Raw genomic sequence first — 26,081 nt, forward strand, 5'->3', positions numbered from 1 at the left:
GGGGATCTGAACGTAGGGGCGGGTTCACCAAGATCTTCGACTCTCAACTAGACGATGAGTGAACCCGCCCTTACACAATTATCAATTATCAGTCAATAACTATCATGTCTAAACCTTCTGTGATTACGATTAAAAATCTTGACCATTTTTTTGGGAAAGGGGATCTGCGCAAACAAATCTTATTTGATATTGATCTGGAAATTAAGGCGGGTGAGATTATCATTATGACTGGACTTTCTGGATCGGGAAAAACGACCTTATTAACCTTAGTCGGAGGATTGCGATCGGTGCAGTCGGGAAGCGTGAACGTTTTGGGGAAAGAATTTTGTGGCGCTTCTGCCCGTAAATTGACGAGAGCAAGACGCAAACATGGTTATATTTTCCAAGCCCATAACTTACATCAAAGTTTAACCGCCCTGCAAAATGTGCAAATGGGGTTAGAAGTGCATGGAAAATGGTCGCCAAAAGAGATGCAAGCGCGATCGGCAGCGATGTTAGAACGGGTAGGATTAGGAGATCGTTTGCAGTATTATCCCGATAATTTATCAGGAGGACAAAAACAACGGGTGGCGATCGCCCGCGCTCTGGTTAGCCATCCTCCCCTGGTGCTTGCCGATGAACCGACGGCTGCTCTCGATCGCCAGTCTGGACGTGCTGTCGTGGAATTAATGCAGACTTTAGCCCAGGAACAAAACTGTACAATCCTCATGGTAACCCACGATAATCGGATTTTAGATGTCGCCGATCGCATTATTCACATGGAAGATGGACGGTTATCCAAGAGCGATCGAGCCAGTGAATTACCAATCAAAAGTTAAGATAAGGATCGCAAGACTCAATTGATTGACTCACAACCCTTCCCTAATCCGTGTTGAACCGTTATCCCGCTCTTTCCTTATTTGCGATTCTAGTGGCGATCGCTCCCTTAACTTCCTGTGCCAATAGCTCTGGAGGTAGAAGCCTAGAACAACTGCTTGCCCCCGATCCCCAACTGCAAGCCAATCCCGCATCCCAATCGTCTCCCCAAGCTTCTCCTCCTCCCTCTCCTGCACCGGCTTCTGCCATTGAGCTTCCCGATAATTTTCCTTCAACCATTCCCCAATATCCCAACGCTACCCTAGAATTGGTTTCTCCCCTCACTGCTGCTGAAGAAGGCACGATTACCCGTTGGTTTAGTGCAGACTCCACAACATTAGTCAGACGCTATTACCAACAACAATTAAATGAGCGCAACTGGGAAATTACTAGCACTCCAGATGCACCAGAACTGTCTGCGCGTCTTGAGAGCTTGCAACTTACGCTCAACTTTGCTCCTCCCACTTCTGGACAAACGACGTATACGTTGACTTATCGGATAGACGATGCACCGACGGTGATTAGTTCTCCAACCGTTTCGCCGAATCCTTCACCGACTTCTGAGAATAATGATGCAGAAATCGATGAAATCCTAGACGTTTCTACTCCACTCTCGCCAGGAGTCACAGAATTGATTACTCTCGGCATTACTAATAATTCTTCGACAGAAGCATTTCAACCCAATGAAATCATTACCCGTGGAGACTATGCTCGCTGGTTAATGAATGCCAATAATCAAATCTATGCCGACGATCCAGGTAAACAAATTCGTTTAGCATCTACGACTAGAGATCCCGTTTTTCAAGATGTCCCAAAAAGCGATCCAGATTTTGCTTATATTCAAGGATTAGCAGAAGCCGGATTAATTCCCAGTGCCCTGACAGGAGAAGCAACGGAAACCCGGTTTCGTCCGGATGCGCCCCTGACGAGGGAAAATCTCATTGGCTGGAAAGTGCCTTTAGATACTCGTTCAGCTCTGCCGAAAGCGACGATAGAGGCAGTCAAAGATACTTGGGGATTCCAAGATACCAGTAAAATTAATAGCCAATTTCTACCGAGTATTTTAGTGGATTTCCGAAATGGAAATAATGCCAACATCAGGCGCGTGTTTGGCTACACAAGGCTATTTCAGCCCCAAAAAACAGTAACCCAGTTGGAAGCAGCAACAGCGCTAACATATTTTGGAATACAGGGAGAGGGGCGATCGATTAATAATGAATAATGATTCTCTGTGTCTCCCCATTCTCCCACTCCCCCATCTCATCTATGCCTCTCGATCCATCCCTAATCTTATCTTTGCTGCAAGTGAAACGCTCGGAATTTAAGGGCTTAGAGTCCCAAGTTTTTGAGAAACTCCGACCCTATCGCCAAGCCCTTTTGCATCGTTCTAGGGAAGTGGTTGAGCGATGTAAAAGCATTGAGTTAGTGGATGAGCATGATTCCATTTATGCTGAACCATTGGAAAGAGGAGATCGCGGTTGGATCGTGAAATCGAATCTCGTTTGGCAAAATCGAGAACAAAGCTTACAGTGGGTACGCGATCGCCTCACGGGGATTCCCACATTTGCTGTTGATGGTTCCCAAATCTATCCGAGCAAGGACTTTTCCCTACCCATCGCGGTGATTCAAATTGGCTGGTTTGAAAACTTTCATCGTGGAGATGGGGACTATGAAAAAGATATCGCGGTAGATTTAATTACTCCGAATCAATTTGCCGCTTTGGAGAAAGGGGAATCCCTCGATCGCCTTGTCAACCGTCGCCGTTTGGAATTAGAAGTGCGTCGGATCATCGATTATATGCACGTCCACAGCCATCAATCCTCCCGTCTGGTCTTTTATGATGGCTCCCTGATTGCTAGTTTTGCAGAAACCTTCGATCGCCAAACCTATCAGTGTTATCTGAAAGCTTTGCGTCAAGTATTGAGTGCCACTCAACACCATCAAATTCCCCTCGTTGCCTATATCGATACCAGCGCCTCCGAAGATACCACGCAAATGCTGCAACGGGTGTTGGGATTACCTCCCATTTCTGGAGTGAGCGATCCGCAACTCCTTAATCCACTGATGGAATGGGGCGATCGCACGGTTCTCTGTCGCTGTTGTCGTCCTGGTATCCTCCGCGACTATCAAGAGCAAGCGAATCAAGTCACATTTACCTATCTGAAAACCCATGCAGGATACCCGGTGCGCCTAGAATTGCCCTTCTGGATTTTCCAAGCGGGATTACTCGAGCAAGTGATTGATTGGGTACGCGCAGAAGTGATTATCGGGCGTGGATATCCCTACGCGATCGAAACTGCCGATCAAATCACCGTTCTCCGCAGCGAAGACCGTAAACTATTTTACCGTCTTCTGCAAGATTGGGCTGAACAGGAAGAGATCCCGTTTCGACTCTCCCGGAAAATGGTCAGCAAAGCCCACCGGCGTTAGAGGAGTTATGAGTCAAGATGAAAATCGAAGAAAATTTACAAGTTATCCCTTCTAGATTTTAGTATAATTTTATATAACAATTTATTGTTTATGGGTGGCAGAGCGTTTTAAAATTCGTTATATTAATTTATGGAAATTCCTGATGGAATAGCTCACTTCTGATGAAATCGCATTTTCTCACTCTTTTAAAACCTTTTGTTCTATACTAAGAGTAACCTATTTAAATCATGAAATTAACTCAGTCTTCTACACTAAAAATTGCAACTACCGACTGCAAATTACATCCCAAGGCTACAGCTATATTAACAAAAGCCAAAAATCATTGTAAGCTATTAGGTATTTATGATGAAGATCGATATCTGAGCCATCATACTATGACTCCTTATCTATTTGGATATAGTTCATTTGATCGTACTGTTGATGCTACGATTTTTTTCTCGGTACTCTACTATCTAGATGACTTTTTTGGAGAAGATAGTGCGGATAGCCTGAAATTAGATGCTCAAGTTCTGTTTCGTATTTGGCAAACAGGGAAATACCATATAATGAACCGTTATCCTCCCTCAAAAATCGATCGATTATGTGCGGCTTTGGCTTATATTAGTGGCATTATACAAACCAAGAGTCCTTATTCTTTCTTTCAACATTATACTAATTATTTACGCTTACATTTGCAACATAGTCTATATCCTATAAATTATCAAACTGTAGAGGAGTATATCCAGACCCGTATCCATTTTGGAGGCATGTATCCCACAATTGGAATGATCGAGTATGTGTATGACACCTATTTGACAGAAGAGCTTAGAGACTCCCTTCCTCTGTTGGTGCAACTAGAAGAATCTTGTGCCCTGATAGGGGCTTTATCAAATGATTTATTTTCCTATCATAAAGAAGCACATAGCCGGTTTAACCTATTGAATGCTTTGATGGAAACTCATGCAAATTGTAATCTAGAAAAGGCAATCAAGCTAGCTGTTGATAGAGTTAATGGGCTGTATGATAACTTTTTGTTAAATTATAGTGCATTGAAAATACAAGCAGAATCATTACCTATAGCAGAACAGCAAATTATAACAACTTACGTAGATAGCTTGCAGCAATTGATTGCTGCTAGTTATCACTGGCAGCTGAATACTAATAGGTATCGGGCACATGATAATGTTTTCGAGGATATGCGTATACCACTCACCTATAGCATTTTAAAATGAGACATAAAAATGCTCTAAGTATAGAAACCGCAAAAGTAAATCCTCAACCTCAAGAGGTGACAAAAAGACTAAAGAGTAGACTGTATAAGAGATAGAGTCTGTAAACCCTTCTGGAAAAATAACGGCTTATGAGTTTTGCACTCCTTGCCCTTCATTACTAACGAAATAATATTGGTATCTAGCAAATAACTCATCAATGTTAGTGACTTTCAATCGCGGCAATTAAATTATCAAGCTCTTCTGGACTCATGCCCTTACTTGCTATTGCCCATAAATGCCATGCCATGATCCTAATTACAGCGATCGCGCAAATCCCGAGCGGCGATCGCCGCAAATGTCTCGAGTAAATGGTTCTCTTCAACCGTTTGAAAAATCGTCTCTACCATTTCCTGAGCGACTAAATCCTGTCGATAAAGCTCTTCGAGCGCCATCAAATCCTCAACAACATCCACAATTCGTTGCTGTACCAATTCCCGATTCTCGGTTACCACAGACATAACTCTTCCCTCCTCATTTTTAACTGATTACACCTTAGATACTCCTAGGGGAAGATGGGGCTTAAAGTTCCTCAAAGCGATACAAAACCACCCCTGTTTGAGGATGATTATCTACCGTCACATAACCCTTTTTCAACATCTCCAGTAACAGGCTTTCTACCTCATCAAAATCTAAACCCGTATCTACCACTGCTTGGGTTACAGAAATCTCTCCTCCTCGTGCAGCAGCCGCTTTGACTAATTTCACCTTAGTGGGTTCTGGCGCTTGTTTTTCAGTCACCTCCACTACTTCACAGGGAATTGTCTGAGGACTCAACGGTATACCTGTTGGAGATAAACCATGTTTGAGCCGATATTTGAGGTTATATTCATCAACCATACCGGGAATAAAGATCAAGTCAATAAATTGACCGATCCCAAACAAGCCGAATGTACAGCACCAGAGAATACCTGTAGCGATCTTGCCATTATACAGGCGATGAATACCATTGGCTCCAAACATGCCGAGGAGCCAGAGTAGATAGGTTGTGCTAACCTTATTCATGGGTTGAGTATGGCGAGTATTTTGGGAGCAAAACTTGTGGTTTATCTTATGCTAGCACGAGAAAGAGTGAGAAGTGAGGAGCGATCGCGGCGATCGCTCCTCACTCCTTTATGCTAGTCCTTTAAGATACGCTATAATACTCAGTCTTGGGATAAACACTGATAATCAGATCGCCCACTTCAAAGAACAAACCTTCTTTTTCCGACTTAGAAAACTTCAGATCCCCTGATTTAGCTGAGAGTTCATCGGCAGTATAGGCAACAACTTCTAACTCATCCGGAATGAGTCCTGTTGCACCAATATGAAACACCAACGGCGAAATCTTGTCTCGATAAAGGGTTTCTAAGGCTTGATTAACCTTCCTCAATCCTCCAGTCAAGTCCTCCACAAATTGCTCGGTTTCCACCGTTTCCCCTTGCCATTTTTTCTCCAGTGAGCTAACTAAATCAGCCGCACCTAACTCCTGCAAAAGTTCAGTTACACTGCCATTTTTTTCCAAGCCCAGAAATTCATCAAAAATGGGCTTCATCAAGTCATCCACCTTCGTCACTTTTGTGCGCTTCGATAACGTTTTGTGACCAAACACGACCGGTGTATCTAGACTTTGGGCAAAGGTTGGCTTATCTAATTTTTCTCCCGTTTGGCGATCGCAGACTTCATAAAACCGATCTAAAAACTTGTTGGCTGAATGCAATTGACCTAAATTGAGAATTTCACAATTGCCTAACTCAATTTTATAACTCACCCGCGAATCCACTTTACCGGTATTCAAGGCTTCTTCTAGATCGGAATATTCGGTAGTCGTGGGGAAATTTAGATACAAACTCTTGGATAAATAATGCTCTTTCAAGGCAGCCAGTTGATCGGCGGTATACGTCTCAGAAACTTCTTTCAGATGGGCAGACAAGAGACTCGATAATACCCGCAAAATAGCTAATCGAGAAAAAATTCCCTGCACTTGAGTATAATCGGCGGCCATGGGCACAATCGGTAACTGGGTTAAGTCGATTTCGTATTCTGTGTTAAAATCAAATTGGTCGGCATCAGTCAACAGATTCTGTTCTTTGAAGACTTTAAAGACTTTGGCATTACTAAATTTTACCTTTAAAGTCTCAACATTTAACTCCCCATCTCCAACTAGAGTATAGTTGTTATAAGACTTCAAGTCATTGAGCAGAATCCCGGCAACTTCTGTAATTGGGGTTTTATCCTCAGATTTAACTAATTTTACTGGACGGGTAATCAGTAAATTGATGGTTGCGGTATTGCGGTTAATGTCAAATGACCCCATTTGCACATAGTCGCCACTGTCCACATATTCGGTTTTCAGCCAAGGTTTGACCAAGTTCCCCTCTGCATCTCGCTGTCCAGGAATGCGCTTCACTCCTCGGCGCTGATAATGATCTTGGAGATGTTTGAGATTGAGGATGATTGGGTCTTTATGGGTCTCGAATAACTGAATCAGCTCTAAAATCGGTAAGTTTTTGTTGATGGGAACTTCAGAAAGGATCTCGCGATCGCTTAAACTCTGAGGATCGTAGATGGCTTTGTCTAAGTCTTGGGAAAATTCCACCAGTTGGCTATTGGTGATGGCTTTACCGTGACGCTGAGATAAGGTGGCATCAAAGGTGCTGACGAGGGCATATTTAGCCAGGTTTAAGTTCCCATCAATGAGTTGCGCTTTGGCAAAGGTAAATACAGATTCATCGGTTTGCGCTAGGGGAATATCGCTTAATTGCTCAAATTCGGCTTCGGTGAGTTTTTGATATTTATAGAAAATACCATCATCATCGGGTTTAAGCCCCAAAATTTTCAGTTTTCCAGCATTGCCATTGAGCTTACGAGCACTGTGGGAGAGGAAGAGTTGATAGTCATATTCTTTGAAGAGGGGTTCTTCGATCGCCCAAGCGATCGCCTCCCCTAAAACCTTGGACGTGTTGTACAGTGAATCATAGACCTGTTTCACTGTGCCCGCTTGGACGCAAGTTCCAGACACCAGGTTGGCTAAACGGGAGAGTAACTTAAAGTCAGAACTGGCAGAATAGGCGATCGCGTTCAGAAAAACGTTATTCTGGTTCAGATTCTGACAAATTTGTTCTAAGCTTGCCACTTCTGAGCGCACATTCGGATGATTCGCATAACCATCACTATGCAGGGTAATGCCCGTTAGCTCATCCGGTTGAATTAACTCAGTTGCCAGTTGCAGCGCTTGGGAAATGCAGGTTGCACCAGAAACGCGAATGTTTTGAATGTCCTGAATATACGAAGAATTGAGCTTCATCACCTCTTGAATGGGGACGCGCTGGAAGTGCGAGATCAAATTTCCTTGGGAAGAATAGGAAATCAGGGTGACCACCAGTTGGGAATGGGTGTATTCTTCTAGGGTGAGGAGCTTGATTAGAGTTTCCTTGAGGGGGTTGATGTCATGGTACATTGAGCCGGAGCGATCGATGACAATAATACTATGGGCGATCGCCTCCACTGCTTCCGTCTTCGAGTTCTCGTCCTTCTCACTTAACGGTTGGCGATCGACCCGATAATAAGCCTTTGGCTCACCTGCTTGGTTGTAGAGGACAAACTTAGTTGTCGGTGCAGGGATCAATTCAGCAGCGTTCTTAACCATAGGTTATCCAAGCCTCTTGCATCATTACCTCCCTATTCTAATCAATGTTGATTATTTTGTCAACTTAGCCATTGATTGGGCGGGTATCGTAGGCACTTCTTTTCAAGTTCTTCTGCCCACTCATTTCTGATATCAAGTCCGAGTAATCAGGAATATCTCCAATTATTCCCGACACTCCACAACTAACGTAATTTGTCTGCTTCTCGTTGAGCTGCTTGGCTATTCTCTTGATAGCGAATAGTTCGGTCTTGGGCAATCTGATACCGGTCATCAGAAGCCGATACTTGAGCCATCAAATCACTCGCTTGCTGCCATTTTTCGGCTAAGGCTAACCATTCCTCCTCTGTTTGTGCCGTCAGTCCCTCATTCGCCGCAGCTTGAGCTAGACGTACCGCCTCCGGAAAAGGGTCAGCAGTAGGAGCATCGGCAGTAGTAGGAGTAGCAGTAGATGGAGTCGAGGGGTTAGTTCCTGCCACTGGTGGAGTATCAGAATTAGAATCCTTGGGTGTTCCCCACCAAGACAGAACTCCTAATCCAGCCAAAACCAGGACACCACTAAATATAGCGCCACCGATAATGCCTCGACGGAATTGGCGCTGTTCCCGTGTTAACTGGGAGGGGGTATAATTCGGGAGGGGAGTCTTCCGCTTGCGAAAGGACTGAGCCTGGCGGTTATAAGACCATTGTGTTAATAATCCAGGTTTTCTGAGTACAATGAGTTCTGACCAAAGCAGTTGACCCTCTGGATCTTGCTGAATTTCTTCTAACCACAACAGTTGTTGCTCGCGCACCAGGCGACTATTGATATTCACGCGCCGAATATGGCGAGGAGCAATTTCCTCTAAAATCATGGTGACCTTCTCCACCACTGGGGTTTGTTCCAATTGACCCTCTGTTTCTCCCTCACATAACAGTTGTAGAATCCCCCGGTCTAAAACTGCCCTAGTACGAATCCCTGAGTTAGCCAGCTTTTCATTCAATACCTGAATAATAGCGGCAACGCTACCCTGGCGAGCTTGCTGAAAAATATTATCCATCGGATCGACCCTCTGTCCTGTTGGCGTAAACCCTGGTGGAGCATCAAAGATATTGTTTTTCATTGTGGTTGGCGTGGACTCATTTTCAAGGAACCTGACTTGCCGTAAATCATACTTCAATCTGGCTGCCAACGTCATTAACGTCTGTGTCAACTGGGGATTTTAGGGAGCGATCGCCTCCAATACCCCATTCCCCTTCTACCAGCACTATACCCATGACCACAATTGCGTATAATCTGTAAGGAAATCTTAGGATAGCTACTTATTTCTGAGTGCAGCTTAAAATCAGAACAAGTTAAGTTAAGATTTCTACGATCGCAAACTCCTTTCCTATCTCTCCTAGCTCGATCGGGGAGAGAGTCAACCGCCCACTTTAGAAACCTACTTTAGCAATGCCCCGGATATTAGTCATCGATGACGATCCCGCAATCTCAGAATTAGTTGCTGTCAACCTGGAAATGGCTGGCTATGATGTCAGTCAAGCACCTGATGGCATTAAAGGCCAAGCCCTGGCGATTCAATTACTTCCAGATATGATTGTACTGGACTTAATGCTGCCTAAAGTTGATGGATTTACCGTCTGTCAACGTCTGCGTCGAGACGATCGCACTGCCGATATCCCCATCTTGATGTTAACTGCCCTCAGCCAAACCCAAGACAAGGTAGAAGGTTTTAATGCCGGTGCAGATGATTATCTCACCAAACCCTTTGAAATTGAGGAGATGTTAGCACGGGTGCGGGCCCTCCTGCGACGTACCGATCGCATTCCCCAAGCAGCTAAACACAGTGAAATTCTCAACTATGGTCCCCTTACTCTGATTCCAGAGCGCTTTGAGGTCATTTGGTTTGATACGACTGTTAAACTCACCCATTTGGAGTTTGAGTTACTTCACTGTCTTCTCCAGCGCCATGGGCAAACCGTTTCTCCGAGTGAAATCCTCAAGGAGGTTTGGGGATACGATCCCGATGATGATATTGAAACCATTCGGGTTCACGTTCGCCATCTGAGAACCAAATTAGAACCCGATCCCCGTCATCCGCGCTATATCAAAACAGTTTACGGTGCAGGTTATTGTTTGGAGTTACCTTCAACTAAATCAGAAGCTTCTTAACACTCGATCAACCTACAAGAGTGGGTTCAGCCTAGGGTTAACCCATTCAACTGTAGGATTGATCGGCACCCACGCAGAGAAATTGGGTTTCTGAGAGAAGTGATGATTGTCAGGTAATATGCCTAGGAGGAAGCTGAGTTCTGTCAACTGATCTAATGCATTTTGAAAGTCATTTACTGAATTAATAGAGGTGCCCTTAAGTCTTTAAGAATTGAATTGATATGTCAAACTCCCGTAATCCCGTAGTGCTAATTCATGGCATTTTTCGTAAAGCCTATGTGTTTAACCGCATGGAAAAATACCTGAAAGAGCGCGGATGGGAAGTCCATCGGTTTGATCTGGTACCCAATACCTCAATTGTGGGATTAGATCGACTTGCCCTACAAATTAAAACCTATGTCGATGAACACTTTGCCCCCGATCAACCCATTGATTTAGTCGGTTTGAGCATGGGTGGCTTAGTTAGTCGCTATTATGTCCAGCGCTTGGGGGGACTGGAGAGGATTCAACGATTTATTACCATTTCTTCTCCCCATCATGGGACTTATCTGGCTTATTTACTGCCGTTTATTGGTTGTGTACAAATGCGTCCGGGGAGTGAATTTTTAGTCGATTTAAATGCAGAGGTGCAGCAGTTAGAGCAAGTCAAGTTTAGTTCTCTCTGGACTCCCTACGATTTTGTCATTGTACCAGCAAAAAGTTCGCAAATGCCTGTGGGAAAAAATGTTAAACTGTGTGTATTCCCCCATGCGATGATGGTACGCAGCCACAGTACGTTGGTTACCGTAGAAAAAGCGCTGACGGATAAACGGTAAGAGCGCATTACTAACACGCCTGGCAAAGACTTCGCTCCAATTGAATAGCTGCGATCGCCATAACTATGGGATAAACAACCCCCGTCTGGGCGATCGCTGTAGAAAATTATCCTCAGTCGAGGGTGAGGACAATTTTCCCCATGAATTGTTTTTCCAGAAACATTTCTTGGGCCCGAGCGATTTGCTCTAAGGGAAAGGTTGATGCCACAAGAGGGCGAATCTGTCCCGTTTCAATAGACTTAATCAGGTTAGAAAAAACAGATGGCTCCAATTGGGTGCAACCAAAAAACGTCCACTGTATGTTGGGCAAATCCTCCGTCACACTCCGACCCGAAATACCACGAAGAAGATAAGGATTTCCCGTTAGCCTCGACTAAACAAGGTTCGACCAAAACGCGATCGCCTCTCGCTTGTTTGTATTGTATCGCCAAACAAAACAGTAGGGGTAATTCATGAATTACCCCTACTCGATTAGGATCTAACCTAATCTAAATGCTCAGAATGGAGAAACTACACCAGAGCAAAGGACTGACTAAAGTCAACGCTGGCAAAAGCAGTTGCACCAACAGCAAAGGCTTGAGAGCCAATATTGCCGCCGACAAAGATACTACTCATGACAGAAACATTACCCGTAATATTCACTTGAATGTCAGCGGTGCTAAAGCTGAGTTGCTCAGGCGCTACGCCATTGACGATACCGAGAACGGAGGTTACACCATTATTGGTTACCTCGATAATGGTATTGCCGTTGACTACGGTGAACGTCAGGTCATTGGGAGTAATTCCACCGGTCAAGCCAATAGTATCGCCTTCGCGGTAGTCTAACATCAGGTCGGCTTCGGCTGCTGTTGTGGCTGCGGTTCCAGTGCGCAGAACGAAGACATCATTACCTGCGCCACCGATGAGGGTATCTGTACCAGCATCACCACTGATAACATCATCGCCATCACCCCCATTGATCAGATCATTTCCTTGACCGCCAAAGATGTTGTCATTATCTGCGCCACCGTCGATGGAGTCATTGTCTTGGCCGCCATTGAGTTGGTCTTCGCCAGCATCTCCATTTACGATATCATTGCCGCGATCGCCTGAACCCATATCGTTACCATCGCCACCACTGACCGTATCATCCCCTTGTCCGCCGTAACAAGTATCATTACCGGCACCACCGTTAACCGTATCTTCACCTTGGTTACCATTGGCAGAATCATCCCCTGCACCAGCATTAATTTGATCGTCACCTTGTAAACCAAGAACCACATCAGCTCCAGCCGTACCGACTACCACATCATTACCAATGCTCACGTTAAACTCAGTGGTGACTTCAACGGAGACATTGGTGGTAGTTGTGGTTGAACTTGGAGGCGCAACAGGATCAGTAAATATACCTGAACCTGGGGGTTGAGGGTTGGGGAACGCGGCGAGAATTTCTGCACTCGTTAAATTCCCGACTTGTTCAACCACACCTGCTCCTCCAGAATTACTGGTGAAGGAGAAGAAGTCTTGAATGACCAAATCGCTCGCCGCCTCAAACTGACCATTATTATCGAGATCGACGACTAAATCCGTACCATTGCGTAAAACCTGAGTTCCGGTTGCTGGTGGTGCATCTTCATCTTGTGGAGGTAAAGATAGGGTAACCCCTTCAACCTCAATGACATCAGCCGTACCGCCACTATCTTTAATTGTGGTTCCCACAGCATTGGCAGCGGTCAATTTATAAGTATCGCTACCACCACCAGCTTCCAAGCTTAATCCCGCAACTGCACCACCGGTAATCACATCATCAAACTGAGAACCAATCGCGCCTTCAAATCCAGAAATAATGTTCTCAAATTGACCCACCACTGTGATACCGGTTTCGAGGTTGATTTCTACACCGACAGAGGCTTCCACATAGGATACGAAGTCTATACCAACGCCACCAGTTAAGGTATCATTCCCTTCTCCACAAGTCAGGGTATCATCCCCTTCTCCACCATCAATGTTATCGTCACCTGCTCCACCATCGAGGGCATCGCCATTTTCGCTACCTGTAATGGTGTCGCTACCATTGGAACCAGTAAATCCTTCAACTCCTTCAATGGCATTGTTGAGTTGGACACCTCCTGCTAGGGTTCCGGTGACAGTTGTGGTGCCTGATGCAGAGACATTGATGGATAATCCCACATTAACGGAAATATCTAGCTGTACATTGATGAAGCTGATCATATCAAATCCAGCACCACCAATAATTTGAGATGTACCATCGCCACAAATTAAGAGGTCATCTCCTTCTCCTCCAACTAGAACATCCCCACCAATAAGGGTGTCTTTACCATTGCCGCCCACTAGACTGTCGGCACCGTCTCCACCAACGAGGCTATCATTGCCATTGCCGCCGACAAGGGTATCGTTGCCATCTCCACCGACGAGGGTGTCTTTGCCGTTGCCACCAAGACAGGAGTCATTGCCTTCACCACCAACGCAGGAATCATCACCTTGCCCGCCCACACAGGTGTCATCGCCATCGCCACCAATGAGGGTATCTTTACCATCGCCACCGACGAGGGTATCGTTACCATCTCCACCGACACAGGAGTCATTACCATCGCCACCAAGACAGGAGTCATCTCCGTCGCCACCGATGAGGGTATCTTTATCATCACCGCCGTCTAGGGTATCGTTACCATCGCCACCGATACAGGAGTCATTACCATCGCCACCAAAACAGGAGTCATCCCCGTCGCCACCAACACAGGAGTCATTACCATCGCCACCAATGAGGGTATCGTTATTATCTCCACCGTCTAAGGTGTCATTGCCATCTCCACCAACACAGGAATCATCGCCTGCACCGCCAGCGCAGGAGTCATTGCCGTCTCCACCAAAGCAGGTATCATCGCCATCTCCACCATTCATGGTGTCATCTCCGTCAGCACCAGATATTCCAGAGATGCCTGAGAGTCTACCAGAACCACCACCGGAACCGGTCGCACCTGAACCTGTACGACCGGTACCTGTGCCTGTACGACCGGTACCTGTGCCTGTGCGACCGGTACCTGTGCCTGTGCGACCGGTACCTGTGCCTCGTGATGATTTTCCAGAGCCGCCAATGAGAACATCGTTACCATTGCCTCCCACTAGAGTATCTTCTCCGCCTGCCCCAATGAGGATTTGTCCATTTGCGAGAGTACCGGTGATGCTACCTTGTGCTTGAGCATCGACGGAAATAATTGCTTGGCCAAGAGCAGGAATGGTGGCGGAAATTTCCAGAGCAAATTCGGCAATTTGACGATCGCTAAGTTCTGAAACGGATAGATTAAAGTGAGCTTGGAGTTCAGCTTCGTAGTTGACTTTGACAAAGGTCAGAGCTTCAACGGATAGGGTGGATTCAGCAGTAATGAATGCCATAGTTAATTCTCCTGATTCTGTGTATATAGCGCTGGGAAATTTCAGTGAGTCGGTGTAAATCAGTGAGCAATCTAAAAATGATTCACTGATTGATACCGATTACCCATTACCAGCGCAAAGCGCTATAGTCCACAGCGCTTGAGTCGCGATCCTAGGTAGGGCCATAAGCGCCCCCGTCTTCCCCAAGTGGGAAGATGGCCCTGGGGAGCGCCAAGATTAAAGGTCAGCTTGGCGTAGGCTAACCATGAGTGGTCGGGCGATCTCCAACCGACGCGATCGCCGAATTCTTCGTAGTTTTTGTCTAAAGACCGCCAAATTCGGTTTTGGACACTCAACCCAAAGTGACCGTTACTATAATGCACCCATAAGCGGTCAAGGGTTCGCAAGTCTCGACCGGGGAGGTATTTTACTTCCTCTTCGGTGAGGCTACCTTGGGAGGTGCGATCGCTAATTTCGAGTAAAATCTGGTCGGTTTGGCGATCGGCCCCCTGCCAGTGTCCAGTAGCGAGGAGTTGTTCTAAAGTACTATAGTCCATTCCTACCGCAGAACTCCATTTACGCTCGGTATCATTGATGGGAGGGGGGGCTTGCCAAGGAGGGGAAATGAGGACAATTCCCAATAGATCAAACCATTGTTCGATGGACTGGGGCCGGTCTTCGGGTTCGAGGGCCATCCCGGCTAAGATAGCGGTATTGATGCGATCGCTAATTACTGGGTTAATGTCCTGGGGAGGAATGAGGGGATCGCTTTGCTTGCGAGCCACGCGGCGATCGCGGTTAGTTGCCGACTCTGGCACTTCTTCGGTTAACAGTGCATAGAGGGTCGCTGCTAACGCGTAGACATCGGTGTAAGGGCCTCGAAAGGATTGCCAGTCATACTGTTCGATGGGCGCAAAGCCTCGGCTCACATAGGTGGTATGACCTTGAACTAAATTAGGCATAAATTTACGAGCCATGCCAAAGTCGATCAGTGTGGTTGAAGCTTCACCCTTGCGCCGTAAAATATTTAGCGGTTTGATATCCCGATGCAAAAACCCTTGATGATGGACGGTATTGAGAGCATCCCCAATTTGTTGGATATAGTGGAGGGCTTCGGCTTCAGGTAAGGCTCCTTCGGTATCTACTAGAGTACCCAAATTGGTTCCTTCAATGTACTCTAGTACGATACACCATAAGCGATCTTCCTGGATCAACTCTTCAACGCGAACAATATGGGGATGGGACGATTTGGCAATCCATAGAGCTTCATTGAGAAAGTCTTGCTGACATTTCTCGAAGTTTTTGTGATTGCGGATCTTCTCGTTGAGCGTTTTAATCACTACATTTTCGCCGGTTTGAGTTTGGGCGAGATAGGTGATCCCAAATCCACCTTCACCGAGTTTTCTCGCGATCGTATATTGACCATCTTGGAGTTGATGTCCCGTTTGCCACACCATATTGTTTGTTTCTTCCAGACCAACACAGAGGTTTGATTTTGGTATTATTTTAGTCGATTGGCGTTGGTGATTTGGAGGGGAGAATAAGAGCATACATACACCTAGCTAGTCGCGTTTAACGGGACATCACTTTAAGTTATGTCGATCCCCTCCTACAACTTCATTTTTTCGGATTACGGATTTTATTAAAAAACTTCTAATCAGCCGATATACATTTCCGATTTGAGCAGTTCAAATCGGTAGATCATGCAATATCAGACCAGTGATTTTTCTTTGATCAAAGAATTTTATTGTGAACTCTACCTTTTTAGAACTATCAAGTCAATCCCACATCCACTTCTAGAAATCTCACTTGGTTGTTGAATATTAAACTCGAATCGATACCATAGATAGAAGCAATCACTGCACCGGTGCTAATTCGATCGATTCTGGCTTCAAAACGACCGGTTCGGGTGACTGAAACATCATTAGCACTAATTCCTGCTAAACCAATAATATCATTTTCTTCATAGCCAAAAATTAGGGGTATATTTCTTGGGTCAGTTGCTAGAGAAGCCCGTAAAATATAAACATCAGCGCCTAGTCCCCCACTCAAAATTCCGCCACCGCGATCGCCACTGAGGGTATCATTCCCTTCTCCTCCATCAATCATATCGTTGACTATACTTTGTCCACCCCAAATAAAATCATTACCTGCACCTCCGGTGAGTGAATCATCTCCTTGACCCCCTAAAATCAAATCATCTCCCACATCGCCATTAATAGTATCGTTCCCTTCACCGCCAAAAAAGTAATCATTGCCGCGATCGCCATTTAGGATATCATTGCCCAAATCTCCATAGAGAAAATCATTTCCATCATTGCCACTGATAAGATCATCATTTTGTCCGCCATAACAGAGATCGTTACCCTCACCACCTATAATCGAATCATTACCCGTATTACCACTGAGTAAATCTCGTCCCCCTGCACCAGTTAAACAATCATTTCCTTCTAAACCAAACAAGTAGTCATTTCCTTCTTTTCCTAGGATTTCATCATTGTCTGCCGTTCCCAATAAGATGGCATCTCGGTCATCGGGTGCAATAATCGCTACCATGATCGGTTCTCCTTTTTTGTAGGGATTCTCAGTTAAAACTGTTGCGTTATGGACTATGGTAGGCCATTTTGCCTAAAAATAGAGGAATTCCAGTGCGATCGCCTCAATTTTAGTGTAATTCTTAACACTCTTGAATGCCATGACTTTTACCAATCACCCAATGGCGGCGGAAAAATCGGGCTAGGGAGGTTTCCTCTAGAGAGAGGTATATGGGACGACCATGGGGGCAGGTGTGGGGGTTGCGGGTTCGTTGCCACCGATCTAATATATCTTGCATTTCAGGTATCGTCAGAGGTGTACCGTTGCGTATGGCACTGCGGCAGGCTGTAGCAACTTGAGCGGTTTCTAGGTCTCCTCCGGCGGCAAGTTCTCGTAGAGCTTCGGCGCAATCCTCCCGTTGCTGGAGGAGTTGGGGAGCGTTGCGAATGGCGTGCAGACCTTCGCCAAAGGGGTCTACGTCTAAACCGATACGGATGAGTTGTTCGACTTCTTTGGGGGTGAGGTGGTTGAGGATGATGGGGGGATCGAGGGGAACGAGTTGCCAGCGATCGCACAATTCCTCGTATAAAATCCGCTCGTGGGCAATATGTTGCTCGACTAACCATAATCCCCCTGGATGCTCGGCGACGATATAGGTTTGGCGGATTTGGGCAACTGCTTTGAGTTCTAGGGGCGTGGGGGCATTGTTTTTGGGGGAAACTTGATAGGAACCCGACTTTTCCGAGGCTTTAAGCAGTTGACCGACGCGCTCTTGGTGGACGGCTTGAGGCAGGGTAATATCACTGAGTTTCAGAGCATCAGAAATGGCTTGCTGCACGGCTTCTTGGAGCGGTTTGAGGGGGTGCAGATAGATTTGAGATTTAGCGGGATGACGGTTCCAGTCGATGCGATCGCAGGATAGGTGCAAATGGAGAAAGAACACGGGGTAGCGTTTGTTGGGTACGGTGCGACTCATGGCGGCGATCGCCGTATTTTCCAGTTCCGGACATTGCACCAAACGCCCATTGACGGCAATTTTAACCCAATCGGGTTTACCGCGATGACAGCGATCGGGTAAGCCTAAGACTAATTCTAAGTTATCTGATTCTGGGTTCAATCCCTCCTGCTCTAGGGCAAGTTGCCGAAAGCAGAGATCGTTCACCTGTACATCCCGCAGCAGTTGGGGCAGAATGGATTGGGCATTCTTTCCTGGACTAATGGTAAACCAGGGGCGCGAGTCTTGGCTGACTTTCCAGGTAATGTCGGGATGACAGAGGGCGATATCTTGAATTAGGGTTTGAATGGCTCGCAGTTGTTGAGGAGGGGAGGGAAACCCTTGACGACGCAGTGCCCAAGTTTCAAACAGATGGGAAACTTCTACGATTGTACCCGAGGCGATCGCCACGGCATCAATGATATCCGCTTCCCCCAAAGCATTATACTTTACTCGCCATCCTTCTCCTGCACTTCCCCGACTCCAGATTTCCAGTTGCGAAAGTTGGGCTAAACTATGGAGAGCTTCGCCGCGAAAGCCTAAACTGGTAATGCGATCCAGGTCAGTAATCGTATGAATTTTACTGGTTGTATGCGATCGCGCGGCTTGAATTAAATCTTCTCGATTCATTCCCTCACCATTATCAGCCACTCTGACGCGCCATTGTTGCGGCCAAATCTCGATTTCCAGCCGCGTCGCCCCCGCATCAAGGGCATTTTCCACTAATTCTCGAACCACGGCGGCGATCGAGTCAATCACCTCACCCGCAGCGATCCGATGTACCACATCTGGCGGTAAGGATTGGATGGTAGAGACAGGAGAATCGATAATGGATCGGGAAATCTAAACACCTTCCCTATTTTCGCATATGGCGCTACAGGCTGGAATCAAGGGTGAGGCGATCGCTCGTTCTTATAGAGTTTAATCCCTAGGCTTCTAGCGTGTGTAGGATAGATGGTAAACTGCTGAGGCACAGAAAGAGACAGGGAGAATAGGCAATAGAGTCTTATCCTCCCATTCCCCCACTCCCCCAAACCCAACCATGCTTACCGTTGCCATCCCCAAAGGGGCATTACTCAAAGAAACGATTCAACTGCTCCAGCAAGTGGGCCTCGATTTTAGTGCCTTTCTGGACTCCAGTAACCGTCAACTGCAAATTGTCGATCCGACGGGAACGATGAAAGGGCTATTGGTTCGTGCCCAAGATGTGCCTGTTTATGTCGAATATGGGCAAGCCCAATTGGGCATTGTGGGCTATGATGTGCTGCGCGAAAAGAAATCAGCCGTTGCCCAACTTGCCGATCTCGGTTTTGGCTATTGCCGCATGTCTGTGGCAGTGAAACAGTCGAGTCCCTATCAAGATGTACTCGATTTACCTGCCCATTGCCGAGTTGCGTCTAAATCGGTTAATTGTGCCAAGGAATATTTCCATGGCTTAGACTTACCTGTAGAGATCATCCCGTTATATGGTTCAGTAGAACTGGGCCCGATTACTGATATGTCAGAGGCAATCGTCGATTTAGTCTCTACGGGCAAAACTTTAAAGGAAAACGGGTTAGTGGAAATTAAGAAGTTATTTGATAGTACGGCTTATCTAATTGCCCATCCCCTTAGTTATCGCCTGAATGTAGAAGATATCGATCGTTGGATGACCCAATTACGGGGTACGGCAATGAATACTTATAATTAAACGATTCTAATTAAGCGATTCGGGGTGCGGGTTGATAAAGGTGATGGCTTGATCTGCTGATGGGTTGCAGAACTTGCCCCCACATCAACTCCCCAGTCAATTGCTGATCAGAGGGAATCGTCTGGAGAACAAAAGGCATCGCACAGTGCCGAAATTCTGTATCCTAAGCATAGGAGAACTAGTCTAAGTGTCCATTGGCGCTCATTGGCATAGCTTCTCATATATTTGTGCCCGATTGAAAGTCTTAAGGTTTAAAAGGTCAACCCGTATGATGGCAACAGGTGAGTCCAAATCCCAAATTAATCTATTGACCATGTTCCGCTTGGGACTCTTTCAAATGGGTTTAGGGATTATGTCCCTGCTCACGTTGGGTGTGATTAATCGGGTGATGATTGATGAGCTGAAAGTGCCCGCTTTGATTGCATCAGGGGCGATCGCCGCCCATCAGTTTGTTTCTCCTGCACGCATCTGGTTTGGCCAACTTTCGGATGCGAAACCGATCGCCGGTTACCATCGCACGGGCTATGTTTGGATGGGCACTCTACTGTTTACCACGACTTCATTTATTGCCCTGCAAGTGGTTTGGCAACTGGGCAATAGTGCCGCTACCCTGGGATGGACTCTCCCTACCTATACCTGGGCGGCTTTGTTGGCGCTCGTCTTTGTTTTCTATGGATTAGCCTTAAGTGCCAGTTCTACGCCGTTTGCGGCACTCTTATTTGATGTTTCTGATGACCGGAATCGATCGAAATTAGTCAGTATTGTCTGGTCTATGTTAATGGTGGGGATTGTCGTTGGGGCGATCATTAGTAGTAGTTTATTAAAACAGTTAGGCTTAGATGCTCCTCCGGAAGACCTGCAAGCATCGATTAATCGTCTGTTTATTATTGTGCCAGCTTTGGTGTGCTTTCTGACCGTTGTCGGAACGATAGGAATCGAGAAAAAATACTCGCTTTATGGCGATCGCTCCAGCGCCGCGAACCGAGAAGATCAAATTACCTTGGGCAATGCCTTAAAAATCCTGACTGCCAGTCGCCAAACCGGGATTTTCTTCACCTTTCTCCTGTTCATGAGCATTAGCTTGTTTATGCAAGATCCCGTCTTGGAACCCTACGGCGGGGAAGTCTTCCAGATGCCCATCTCAGAAACCGCTCGACTCAATGCCTTTTTTGGTATGGGAACTTTGATTGGTATTGCTTCAACCGGTTTTTTAATTACCCCTCACTTAGGCAAACAACGCACCTGTTTTAGCGGCTGTGTGGCAACAGCATTTTGTTCGGGATTCCTCTTATTTTCTGGGTTTACTGGCAATCCTCAAGCCCTAATGTTGAGCCTATTTCTATTTGGCTTAAGCTCTGGAGTCTTAACAGCCGGAGCAGTCGGTTTAATGCTCGATTTAACTGCTGCGGAAACTGCCGGAACGTTTATTGGCGCTTGGGGGTTAGCCCAGGCAATGGCACGAGGAGGCGCAACTGTGTTAGGAGGAGCCGTGCTAGATCTAGGAAAAGTCCTGTTTTCTGAGCCAGTCTTGTCCTACGGTTTGGTGTTTGTAGTGCAGGCAGGGGGCTTGATTTCCGCCACCTGGCTCTTGAATCGGGTGAATATTCGCGAGTTCCAGGAAAATACAAAGGAGGCGATCGCTCTAGTCATGGAAGGAGATTTAGACGGATAGTAGCGCTCAAAACATCATTGTAAGTTGTATTAACCATAGCAATTGTTGGATTGAATACGCTAGTCTTGCAACGCTCAAGTCCCGTTTCAGGTTAGGAAACTCTCAAAAATGCCCAATAAGTTTTGGTCGGATGTCAATAGCTTTGCCAAGGTTATTCCTGGTTATGCTAAAGTCGAAGGCATGGTAGATGAGCATCTACGTGCCCATGTTCAGCCCATACGCGGTTCCATATTTGACGAAGAGATGGTCATGACATCGAATACCTATCAACTCCCTTTAACGTTTGAACAAATAGTCATTTTAGTTCAACAACTGAAGGACGAGAAGATTTCTTGAGAGTTGTCAAATCCCATAGTCACTTTGTCAAGGTGGAATCTCAAGTTGAAATTTGTCGAGATGTCGATGACAATAAATTTTTAGAATTAGCGATTGATTCTAGCACCGTATTTCTGATTACTGGAGATCGAGATTTATTATCCTTAAAAGCTCAGATTGAATATCAAGAAATAATTGTTACTCCTAGAGATTTTTTGGAGATGATGGCGATGAGGGGCCGAAAAATGTACCCATACAGAGCTACGCGCTGCTATGAGGTGCATTGTTGATCATAGATGTGAGTTGTCATTGCGACCGCAGGGAAGCAATCGCCAAGATTGGGGGATTTTGCGATTGCTTCATTCCACTTCGTTCCATTCGCAATGACTGATCTCAATGAGACTGTATTCCGTTACAGCGCTTTGCGCTGTATCTTAGAGCTGCTCTGAATTGTATTGTGATTGTATTGGCTCGACAAGCTTAAGAGCGTAGGGTGGGCAAGGTGTAGTGTAGAAATTGAGGTTTTCACCAAGATGCTTGCCTACACCTACAGCTAAAAAACTTGGCTTAAACGCTTCAGAATGGCTAGAACTTCATACAGTTCATTGTCGGGATTAATTAAGGAGAACAGTCTAGATGTTCTGTATTGGACTGTGGGAGTATGAGAGGCTTTGAGAAAGAGAAATTCATTGCCATTGGTAATCATGCCAAATGTGGGGTGTTGCAGTTCCGGGTTGCCTAACAGATAGCTTAAGGTTTGAGGAATGGCACGGGTAACGGCAAAATCACTGCGTTTGGATTCAATTACAACGAGCCACAATCGGTTTTTAACGACGAGGATATCGATTCTGCCTCGAACGATCCTTCCTTCGTCTTCTAGCTCAATTTCGATGCTGGTTTCTGTTTCGATGCGAAAAGGACGACGGTAAAATCCAGCACAATCGAGCAAGGGAGCGAGGATGACCATTTTAACGGTGTTTTCCAGTAACGGGGGGTCGTCCATCAAGTCTTGAAAATTGGCTTTCACGCGATCGAGCGTTTGTTGTTCAATCTCCGTTAAAGAAGGAAGGGGTTCTGACCATTCGGTAAAAAATTCGCTATCTTTAGCGACTTGCAGTCCCAAGGTTTGTTTGAGATTTCCCAGGGTAATGTTTTGTGCAGAAAGAGTTTGAGCCATAATCAGTCATGAATAATGAGTCATTTGACTTACTCAGTGATGACACGCCAAATCGTATTACGAGAACTAATATTTTGGAGTTTAAACAAAACTATTATAATACCGTATTTTCGAGATATATTGGAAAAATACACAAAAAATCAAGATAAAACCTCGATGTATATCAACCCATTTATATGGAGGGGGGAAAATCCGTGGTAGCACAAGTCGAAAATCCAACGTATGAGAGCCAAACCCAGGCGATCGCCAAACAACTTCTCGCAGCGCAAGGGGAAAAACGCTCCATCTTTGCCCAGATGCGAGACCAAATGCGCTGGGATGATAAGCTTCTAGACTGGGCCATGAGTAACCCAGGGCTGCGGGTGCAATTGTTCCGGTTTATTGATTGTTTACCTGCATTGCGCTCTAAGGCAGAAGTGGCGCGGCATTTGCAGGAATATATGACAACTGAGGCGGTCGAATTACCTGGCGCATTGAAGGGGATTCTTAATTTTACCAATGCTGATTCGATGCCGGGACAAGTGGCAGCAACAACTGTATCGACTGCGGTAGAAACCTTGGCGCGGAAATACATTGCTGGGGAAACTGCGGGGCAGGTGCTGAAAACTGTAGAAAATCTTCGCAAAGAGAAGATGGCATTTACCCTAGATTTACTGGGGGAAGCGGTGATTACGGAAACGGAAGCCAAAGCCTATCTGCAAGGCTATATCGATCTGATCGATCGCCTCACGGAAGCTGCGGCACGCTGGAAAACAATCCCCGAAATTGATGCAGCAGATGGGGAACCCTTGCCCAAGGTGCAAGTTTCCGTGAAGCTGACAGCGTTTTATTCTCAGTTCGATCCCTTGGATGCTGAGGGGTCTAAGCAACGGGTTATGGAGCGTATTCGCACCCTCCTGCGCCATGCCCAAGAAAAGGAGGCTGCTATCCATTTCGATATGGAGCAGTATGTCTATAAAGATATTACCCTGGCGATTCTTAAGGAACTGTTACTCGAAGAGGAATTTAAAACCCGTACTGATATTGGGGTAACGCTGCAAGCCTATTTGCGCGAGTCAGAAGCTGACTTAAATGGCTTAATTGCTTGGGCAAAAGAGCGCGGAAATCCGATTACCATTCGCTTGGTGAAAGGGGCATATTGGGATCAGGAAACCATTCAAGCGGTGCAACATAACTGGCCGCAACCCGTGTTTGATGATAAAGTTGCTACCGATGCTAACTTTGAATTGCTCACGCGCCTGCTGTTGGAAAACCATGAAGTTCTCAACGCTGCCATTGGTTCCCATAATGTGCGATCGCAAGCTAGGGCGATCGCCATTGCCGAAACCCTGAACATTCCTCGCCGTCGCATTGAATACCAAGTGCTGTATGGAATGGGCGATCGCCTCGCTAAAGCAATGGTTAACCGAGGGTTGCGAGTGCGGATGTATGCTCCCTACGGCAGTCTCCTCCCCGGTATGGCGTATTTGATTCGCCGCTTACTGGAAAATACCGCAAACAGTTCCTTCTTACGGCAAAGTCAAGAAGACCGCCCCATTGAAGAATTAATCGCGCCTCCAGTGGTTCAAACTACGGGATCTCGACCCCAGAAAACCACAGTGTTTAAGAATGCGGCAGATACGGACTACGCCCAAGTTGCTAACCGGGAACGGGCACAAGCCGCTTTAAACACGGTACGTCCGCAGCTCGGAAAAACCATTCTGCCTTATATTAATGGCGAGTTTGTCCAAACAGCAGAGAGTGTTAATTCTGTCAATCCCTCTGACCCCACGGAGTTAGTGGCCAAAATTGGTTTGGCTTCCGTGGAACAAGCCGAAGCAGCACTTAATGCCGCTAAAGCAGCGTTTCCCGGTTGGAAAGCGACTCCCGCAGCAGAACGGGCGCGAATTCTGCGAAAAGCAGCCGATCTGATGGAAGAGCGCCGCGCAGAACTGTCGGTTTGGGTGATGCTGGAAGTGGGAAAAGCGCTGCAACAGGTGGATGCAGAGGTTTCCGAGGCGATCGATTTTTGTCGCTATTATGCTGATGAAATGGAACGGCTCGATCGCGGCCATAATTATGATATTGCTGGGGAAAATAACCGCCTGACGTATCAACCGCGAGGCATCGCCCTAGTGATTTCCCCCTGGAATTTCCCGATCGCCATTACCACAGGGATGACAGTAGCAGCGCTGGTAACGGGTAACTGCGTGATTCTCAAGCCTGCGGAGGTGAGTAGCGCGATCGCCGCCCAACTGATGGAAGCTCTAATTGAAGCCGGAATTCCCAAAGGAGTATTTCAATTTTTACCTGCCAAAGGCTCAACGGTTGGGGCACATTTGGTCAAACACAAGGATGTGCATATGATTGCCTTTACCGGTTCCCAGGAAGTCGGCTGTCAAATCTATGCCGATGCTGCCCTTCTGCAACCGGGACAAAAACACATGAAGCGTGTGATTGCCGAGATGGGCGGTAAGAATGCCGTTATTGTCGATGAGAGTTGTGATTTAGACCAAGCCGTGCAAGGGGTAGTGGATTCTGCCTTTGGCTATAGCGGTCAAAAATGTTCGGCTTGTTCGCGGGCGATCGTTCTGGAACCGGTGTATGATACCTTCTTAGAGCGGTTTGTAGAAGCGACCAAATCCTTGAATGTAGGGCCAGCCCACTATCCGGGTACGAAGGTGGGCCCCGTAGTCGATGAAACCTTGATGAAGCGGATTCAGGAATATATTGCCATTGGCAAACAAGAAGCCAAAGTTGCCCTAGAAATGCTCGCGCCCAATGTTTCCAATGCCAAAGAGGGCTATTATGTCGGCCCCACGATCTTCCAGGATGTGTCCCCGACGGCTAGAATTGCCCAGGAAGAGATTTTTGGCCCCGTAGTTGCGGTGATTAAGGCTAAAACCTTCCAGGACGCTCTAGACATTGCCAATAATACCAATTTTGCCCTTACGGGAGGTCTCTATTCCCGTACGCCAAGCCATATTGACCAAGCCATGGCCGAGTTTGAAGTGGGCAACTTGTATATTAACCGCAATACGACCGGGGCGATCGTTTCCCGGCAACCCTTTGGCGGCTTCAAGCTCTCCGGAGTCGGTTCTAAAGCGGGTGGGCCGGATTACCTCATCCAGTTCTTAGAACCCCGCGCAATTACGGAAAACGTGCAACGTCAAGGGTTCGCCCCCATCGAAGGAAACGAGTAGGTTGAGTTAGGGACAAGAAA

21 protein-coding genes and 1 pseudogene are annotated in these 26,081 nt (G+C 46.4%); 11 read left to right on the plus strand and 11 right to left on the minus strand.

The features are described from left to right. Nucleotides 1-104 precede the first annotated feature (104 nt). The 4 genes from AC3A14_RS13475 (at nt 105) to AC3A14_RS13490 (ending at nt 4,496) form a co-directional block, all read left to right on the plus strand. On the plus strand, nt 105-818 hold the full coding sequence (locus AC3A14_RS13475; protein WP_318733498.1) for a DevA family ABC transporter ATP-binding protein: 714 nt from the start codon (nt 105-107) through the stop codon (nt 816-818). A 50-nt stretch (nt 819-868) separates the two neighbouring features. Further along, nucleotides 869-2,077 (plus strand): S-layer homology domain-containing protein, encoded by a 1,209-nt coding sequence (locus AC3A14_RS13480; protein ID WP_318733497.1) that lies wholly within the window; start codon nt 869-871, stop codon nt 2,075-2,077. A gap of 44 nt (nt 2,078-2,121) precedes the next feature. Continuing rightward, on the plus strand, nt 2,122-3,285 hold the full coding sequence (locus AC3A14_RS13485; protein WP_318733496.1) for a DNA double-strand break repair nuclease NurA: 1,164 nt from the start codon (nt 2,122-2,124) through the stop codon (nt 3,283-3,285). Nucleotides 3,286-3,512: 227 nt separating this feature from the next. After that, nucleotides 3,513-4,496, plus strand: a complete 984-nt coding sequence (locus AC3A14_RS13490; RefSeq protein WP_318733495.1) for a terpene synthase family protein — start codon at nt 3,513-3,515, stop codon at nt 4,494-4,496. 290 nt (nt 4,497-4,786) lie between these two features. On the opposite strand, the gene AC3A14_RS13495 is transcribed toward AC3A14_RS13490, so the two are convergent. From AC3A14_RS13495 to AC3A14_RS13510, 4 genes are all read right to left on the minus strand, one after another. Continuing rightward, entirely contained in the window at nt 4,787-4,993 is a 207-nt protein-coding gene (locus AC3A14_RS13495; RefSeq protein WP_318733494.1) for a hypothetical protein, read from the minus strand. Between the two features lie 61 nt (nt 4,994-5,054). Next, on the minus strand, nt 5,055-5,537 hold the full coding sequence (locus tag AC3A14_RS13500) for a TM2 domain-containing protein (protein WP_318700697.1): 483 nt from the start codon (nt 5,535-5,537) through the stop codon (nt 5,055-5,057). Between the two features lie 121 nt (nt 5,538-5,658). After that, nucleotides 5,659-8,160 (minus strand): vWA domain-containing protein, encoded by a 2,502-nt coding sequence (locus AC3A14_RS13505; RefSeq protein ID WP_318733493.1) that lies wholly within the window; start codon nt 8,158-8,160, stop codon nt 5,659-5,661. A 182-nt stretch (nt 8,161-8,342) separates the two neighbouring features. Further along, a complete protein-coding gene (locus AC3A14_RS13510) occupies nt 8,343-9,260 on the minus strand; it encodes a hypothetical protein (protein WP_318719619.1) in 918 nt (305 codons plus the stop codon). Nucleotides 9,261-9,589: 329 nt separating this feature from the next. Between AC3A14_RS13510 and AC3A14_RS13515 the strand changes: the two genes are divergently transcribed. Both AC3A14_RS13515 and AC3A14_RS13520 read left to right on the plus strand, forming a co-directional pair. Beyond that, the gene (locus tag AC3A14_RS13515; RefSeq protein ID WP_271938546.1) at nt 9,590-10,309 is read left to right on the plus strand and encodes a response regulator transcription factor; all 720 of its coding nucleotides are present in this window, start codon (nt 9,590-9,592) and stop codon (nt 10,307-10,309) included. A gap of 221 nt (nt 10,310-10,530) precedes the next feature. Continuing rightward, complete coding sequence (locus AC3A14_RS13520; RefSeq protein WP_318700700.1) at nt 10,531-11,124, plus strand: esterase/lipase family protein; 594 nt, start codon at nt 10,531-10,533, stop codon at nt 11,122-11,124. Between the two features lie 112 nt (nt 11,125-11,236). Here AC3A14_RS13520 and AC3A14_RS13525 read toward each other — a convergent pair whose 3' ends face one another. From AC3A14_RS13525 to mutL, 6 genes and pseudogenes are all read right to left on the minus strand, one after another. Next, nucleotides 11,237-11,446, minus strand: coding sequence for a zinc-binding dehydrogenase (locus AC3A14_RS13525; RefSeq protein ID WP_413038712.1), 210 nt, complete (start codon nt 11,444-11,446; stop codon nt 11,237-11,239). Further along, nucleotides 11,418-11,528: pseudogene (locus AC3A14_RS13530) on the minus strand (alcohol dehydrogenase); the annotation flags it as partial. The pseudogene AC3A14_RS13530 and the gene AC3A14_RS13525, both read right to left, overlap by 29 nt. A gap of 106 nt (nt 11,529-11,634) precedes the next feature. Continuing rightward, nucleotides 11,635-14,517, minus strand: a complete 2,883-nt coding sequence (locus tag AC3A14_RS13535) for a calcium-binding protein (protein ID WP_318733492.1) — start codon at nt 14,515-14,517, stop codon at nt 11,635-11,637. A 122-nt stretch (nt 14,518-14,639) separates the two neighbouring features. After that, nucleotides 14,640-15,953 carry a serine/threonine-protein kinase gene (locus AC3A14_RS13540; protein WP_318733490.1) on the minus strand — a complete coding sequence of 438 codons (1,314 nt, stop codon included), beginning with the start codon at nt 15,951-15,953 and terminating at the stop codon, nt 14,640-14,642. A 316-nt stretch (nt 15,954-16,269) separates the two neighbouring features. Further along, nucleotides 16,270-17,052 (minus strand): calcium-binding protein, encoded by a 783-nt coding sequence (locus AC3A14_RS13545; RefSeq protein ID WP_318733489.1) that lies wholly within the window; start codon nt 17,050-17,052, stop codon nt 16,270-16,272. Nucleotides 17,053-17,173: 121 nt separating this feature from the next. Further along, the gene (gene mutL / locus AC3A14_RS13550) at nt 17,174-18,853 is read right to left on the minus strand and encodes a DNA mismatch repair endonuclease MutL (protein ID WP_413039237.1); all 1,680 of its coding nucleotides are present in this window, start codon (nt 18,851-18,853) and stop codon (nt 17,174-17,176) included. Between the two features lie 214 nt (nt 18,854-19,067). Between mutL and hisG the strand changes: the two genes are divergently transcribed. The 4 genes from hisG (at nt 19,068) to AC3A14_RS13570 (ending at nt 21,992) form a co-directional block, all read left to right on the plus strand. Next, nucleotides 19,068-19,715, plus strand: a complete 648-nt coding sequence (hisG, locus tag AC3A14_RS13555; protein WP_318700527.1) for an ATP phosphoribosyltransferase — start codon at nt 19,068-19,070, stop codon at nt 19,713-19,715. A gap of 268 nt (nt 19,716-19,983) precedes the next feature. Continuing rightward, nucleotides 19,984-21,387, plus strand: a complete 1,404-nt coding sequence (locus tag AC3A14_RS13560) for a BCD family MFS transporter (protein WP_318733487.1) — start codon at nt 19,984-19,986, stop codon at nt 21,385-21,387. A 108-nt stretch (nt 21,388-21,495) separates the two neighbouring features. Beyond that, entirely contained in the window at nt 21,496-21,723 is a 228-nt protein-coding gene (locus AC3A14_RS13565; protein ID WP_318700525.1) for a hypothetical protein, read from the plus strand. Beyond that, nucleotides 21,720-21,992 (plus strand): putative toxin-antitoxin system toxin component, PIN family, encoded by a 273-nt coding sequence (locus tag AC3A14_RS13570; RefSeq protein ID WP_413039120.1) that lies wholly within the window; start codon nt 21,720-21,722, stop codon nt 21,990-21,992. Before AC3A14_RS13565 ends, AC3A14_RS13570 begins: the two co-directional genes overlap by 4 nt. Before the next feature lie 263 nt (nt 21,993-22,255). Here AC3A14_RS13570 and AC3A14_RS13575 read toward each other — a convergent pair whose 3' ends face one another. Next, a complete protein-coding gene (locus AC3A14_RS13575) occupies nt 22,256-22,879 on the minus strand; it encodes a type I restriction enzyme HsdR N-terminal domain-containing protein (protein ID WP_318733484.1) in 624 nt (207 codons plus the stop codon). Between the two features lie 194 nt (nt 22,880-23,073). Here AC3A14_RS13575 and pruA point away from each other — a divergent pair, with 194 nt between their 5' ends. Then, on the plus strand, nt 23,074-26,061 hold the full coding sequence (pruA, locus tag AC3A14_RS13580) for an L-glutamate gamma-semialdehyde dehydrogenase (protein ID WP_318733482.1): 2,988 nt from the start codon (nt 23,074-23,076) through the stop codon (nt 26,059-26,061). The last annotated feature ends 20 nt before the right edge of the window (nt 26,062-26,081 follow it).

It is taken from the genome of Roseofilum sp., assembly GCF_982964205.1.

Coding starts and splice junctions, on each gene's coding strand:
- AC3A14_RS13515 (WP_271938546.1), top strand. CDS start 9,590: ATGCCCCGGATATTAGTCATCGATGACGATCCCGCAATCTCAGAATTA.
- AC3A14_RS13535 (WP_318733492.1), bottom strand. CDS start 14,517: ATGGCATTCATTACTGCTGAATCCACCCTATCCGTTGAAGCTCTGACC.
- AC3A14_RS13500 (WP_318700697.1), bottom strand. CDS start 5,537: ATGAATAAGGTTAGCACAACCTATCTACTCTGGCTCCTCGGCATGTTT.
- AC3A14_RS13485 (WP_318733496.1), top strand. CDS start 2,122: ATGCCTCTCGATCCATCCCTAATCTTATCTTTGCTGCAAGTGAAACGC.
- AC3A14_RS13495 (WP_318733494.1), bottom strand. CDS start 4,993: ATGTCTGTGGTAACCGAGAATCGGGAATTGGTACAGCAACGAATTGTG.
- AC3A14_RS13505 (WP_318733493.1), bottom strand. CDS start 8,160: ATGGTTAAGAACGCTGCTGAATTGATCCCTGCACCGACAACTAAGTTT.
- AC3A14_RS13540 (WP_318733490.1), bottom strand. CDS start 15,953: ATGGTGTGGCAAACGGGACATCAACTCCAAGATGGTCAATATACGATC.
- AC3A14_RS13560 (WP_318733487.1), top strand. CDS start 19,984: ATGATGGCAACAGGTGAGTCCAAATCCCAAATTAATCTATTGACCATG.
- AC3A14_RS13545 (WP_318733489.1), bottom strand. CDS start 17,052: ATGGTAGCGATTATTGCACCCGATGACCGAGATGCCATCTTATTGGGA.
- AC3A14_RS13490 (WP_318733495.1), top strand. CDS start 3,513: ATGAAATTAACTCAGTCTTCTACACTAAAAATTGCAACTACCGACTGC.
- AC3A14_RS13475 (WP_318733498.1), top strand. CDS start 105: ATGTCTAAACCTTCTGTGATTACGATTAAAAATCTTGACCATTTTTTT.
- AC3A14_RS13565 (WP_318700525.1), top strand. CDS start 21,496: ATGCCCAATAAGTTTTGGTCGGATGTCAATAGCTTTGCCAAGGTTATT.
- hisG (WP_318700527.1), top strand. CDS start 19,068: ATGCTTACCGTTGCCATCCCCAAAGGGGCATTACTCAAAGAAACGATT.
- AC3A14_RS13510 (WP_318719619.1), bottom strand. CDS start 9,260: ATGAAAAACAATATCTTTGATGCTCCACCAGGGTTTACGCCAACAGGA.
- AC3A14_RS13520 (WP_318700700.1), top strand. CDS start 10,531: ATGTCAAACTCCCGTAATCCCGTAGTGCTAATTCATGGCATTTTTCGT.
- AC3A14_RS13575 (WP_318733484.1), bottom strand. CDS start 22,879: ATGGCTCAAACTCTTTCTGCACAAAACATTACCCTGGGAAATCTCAAA.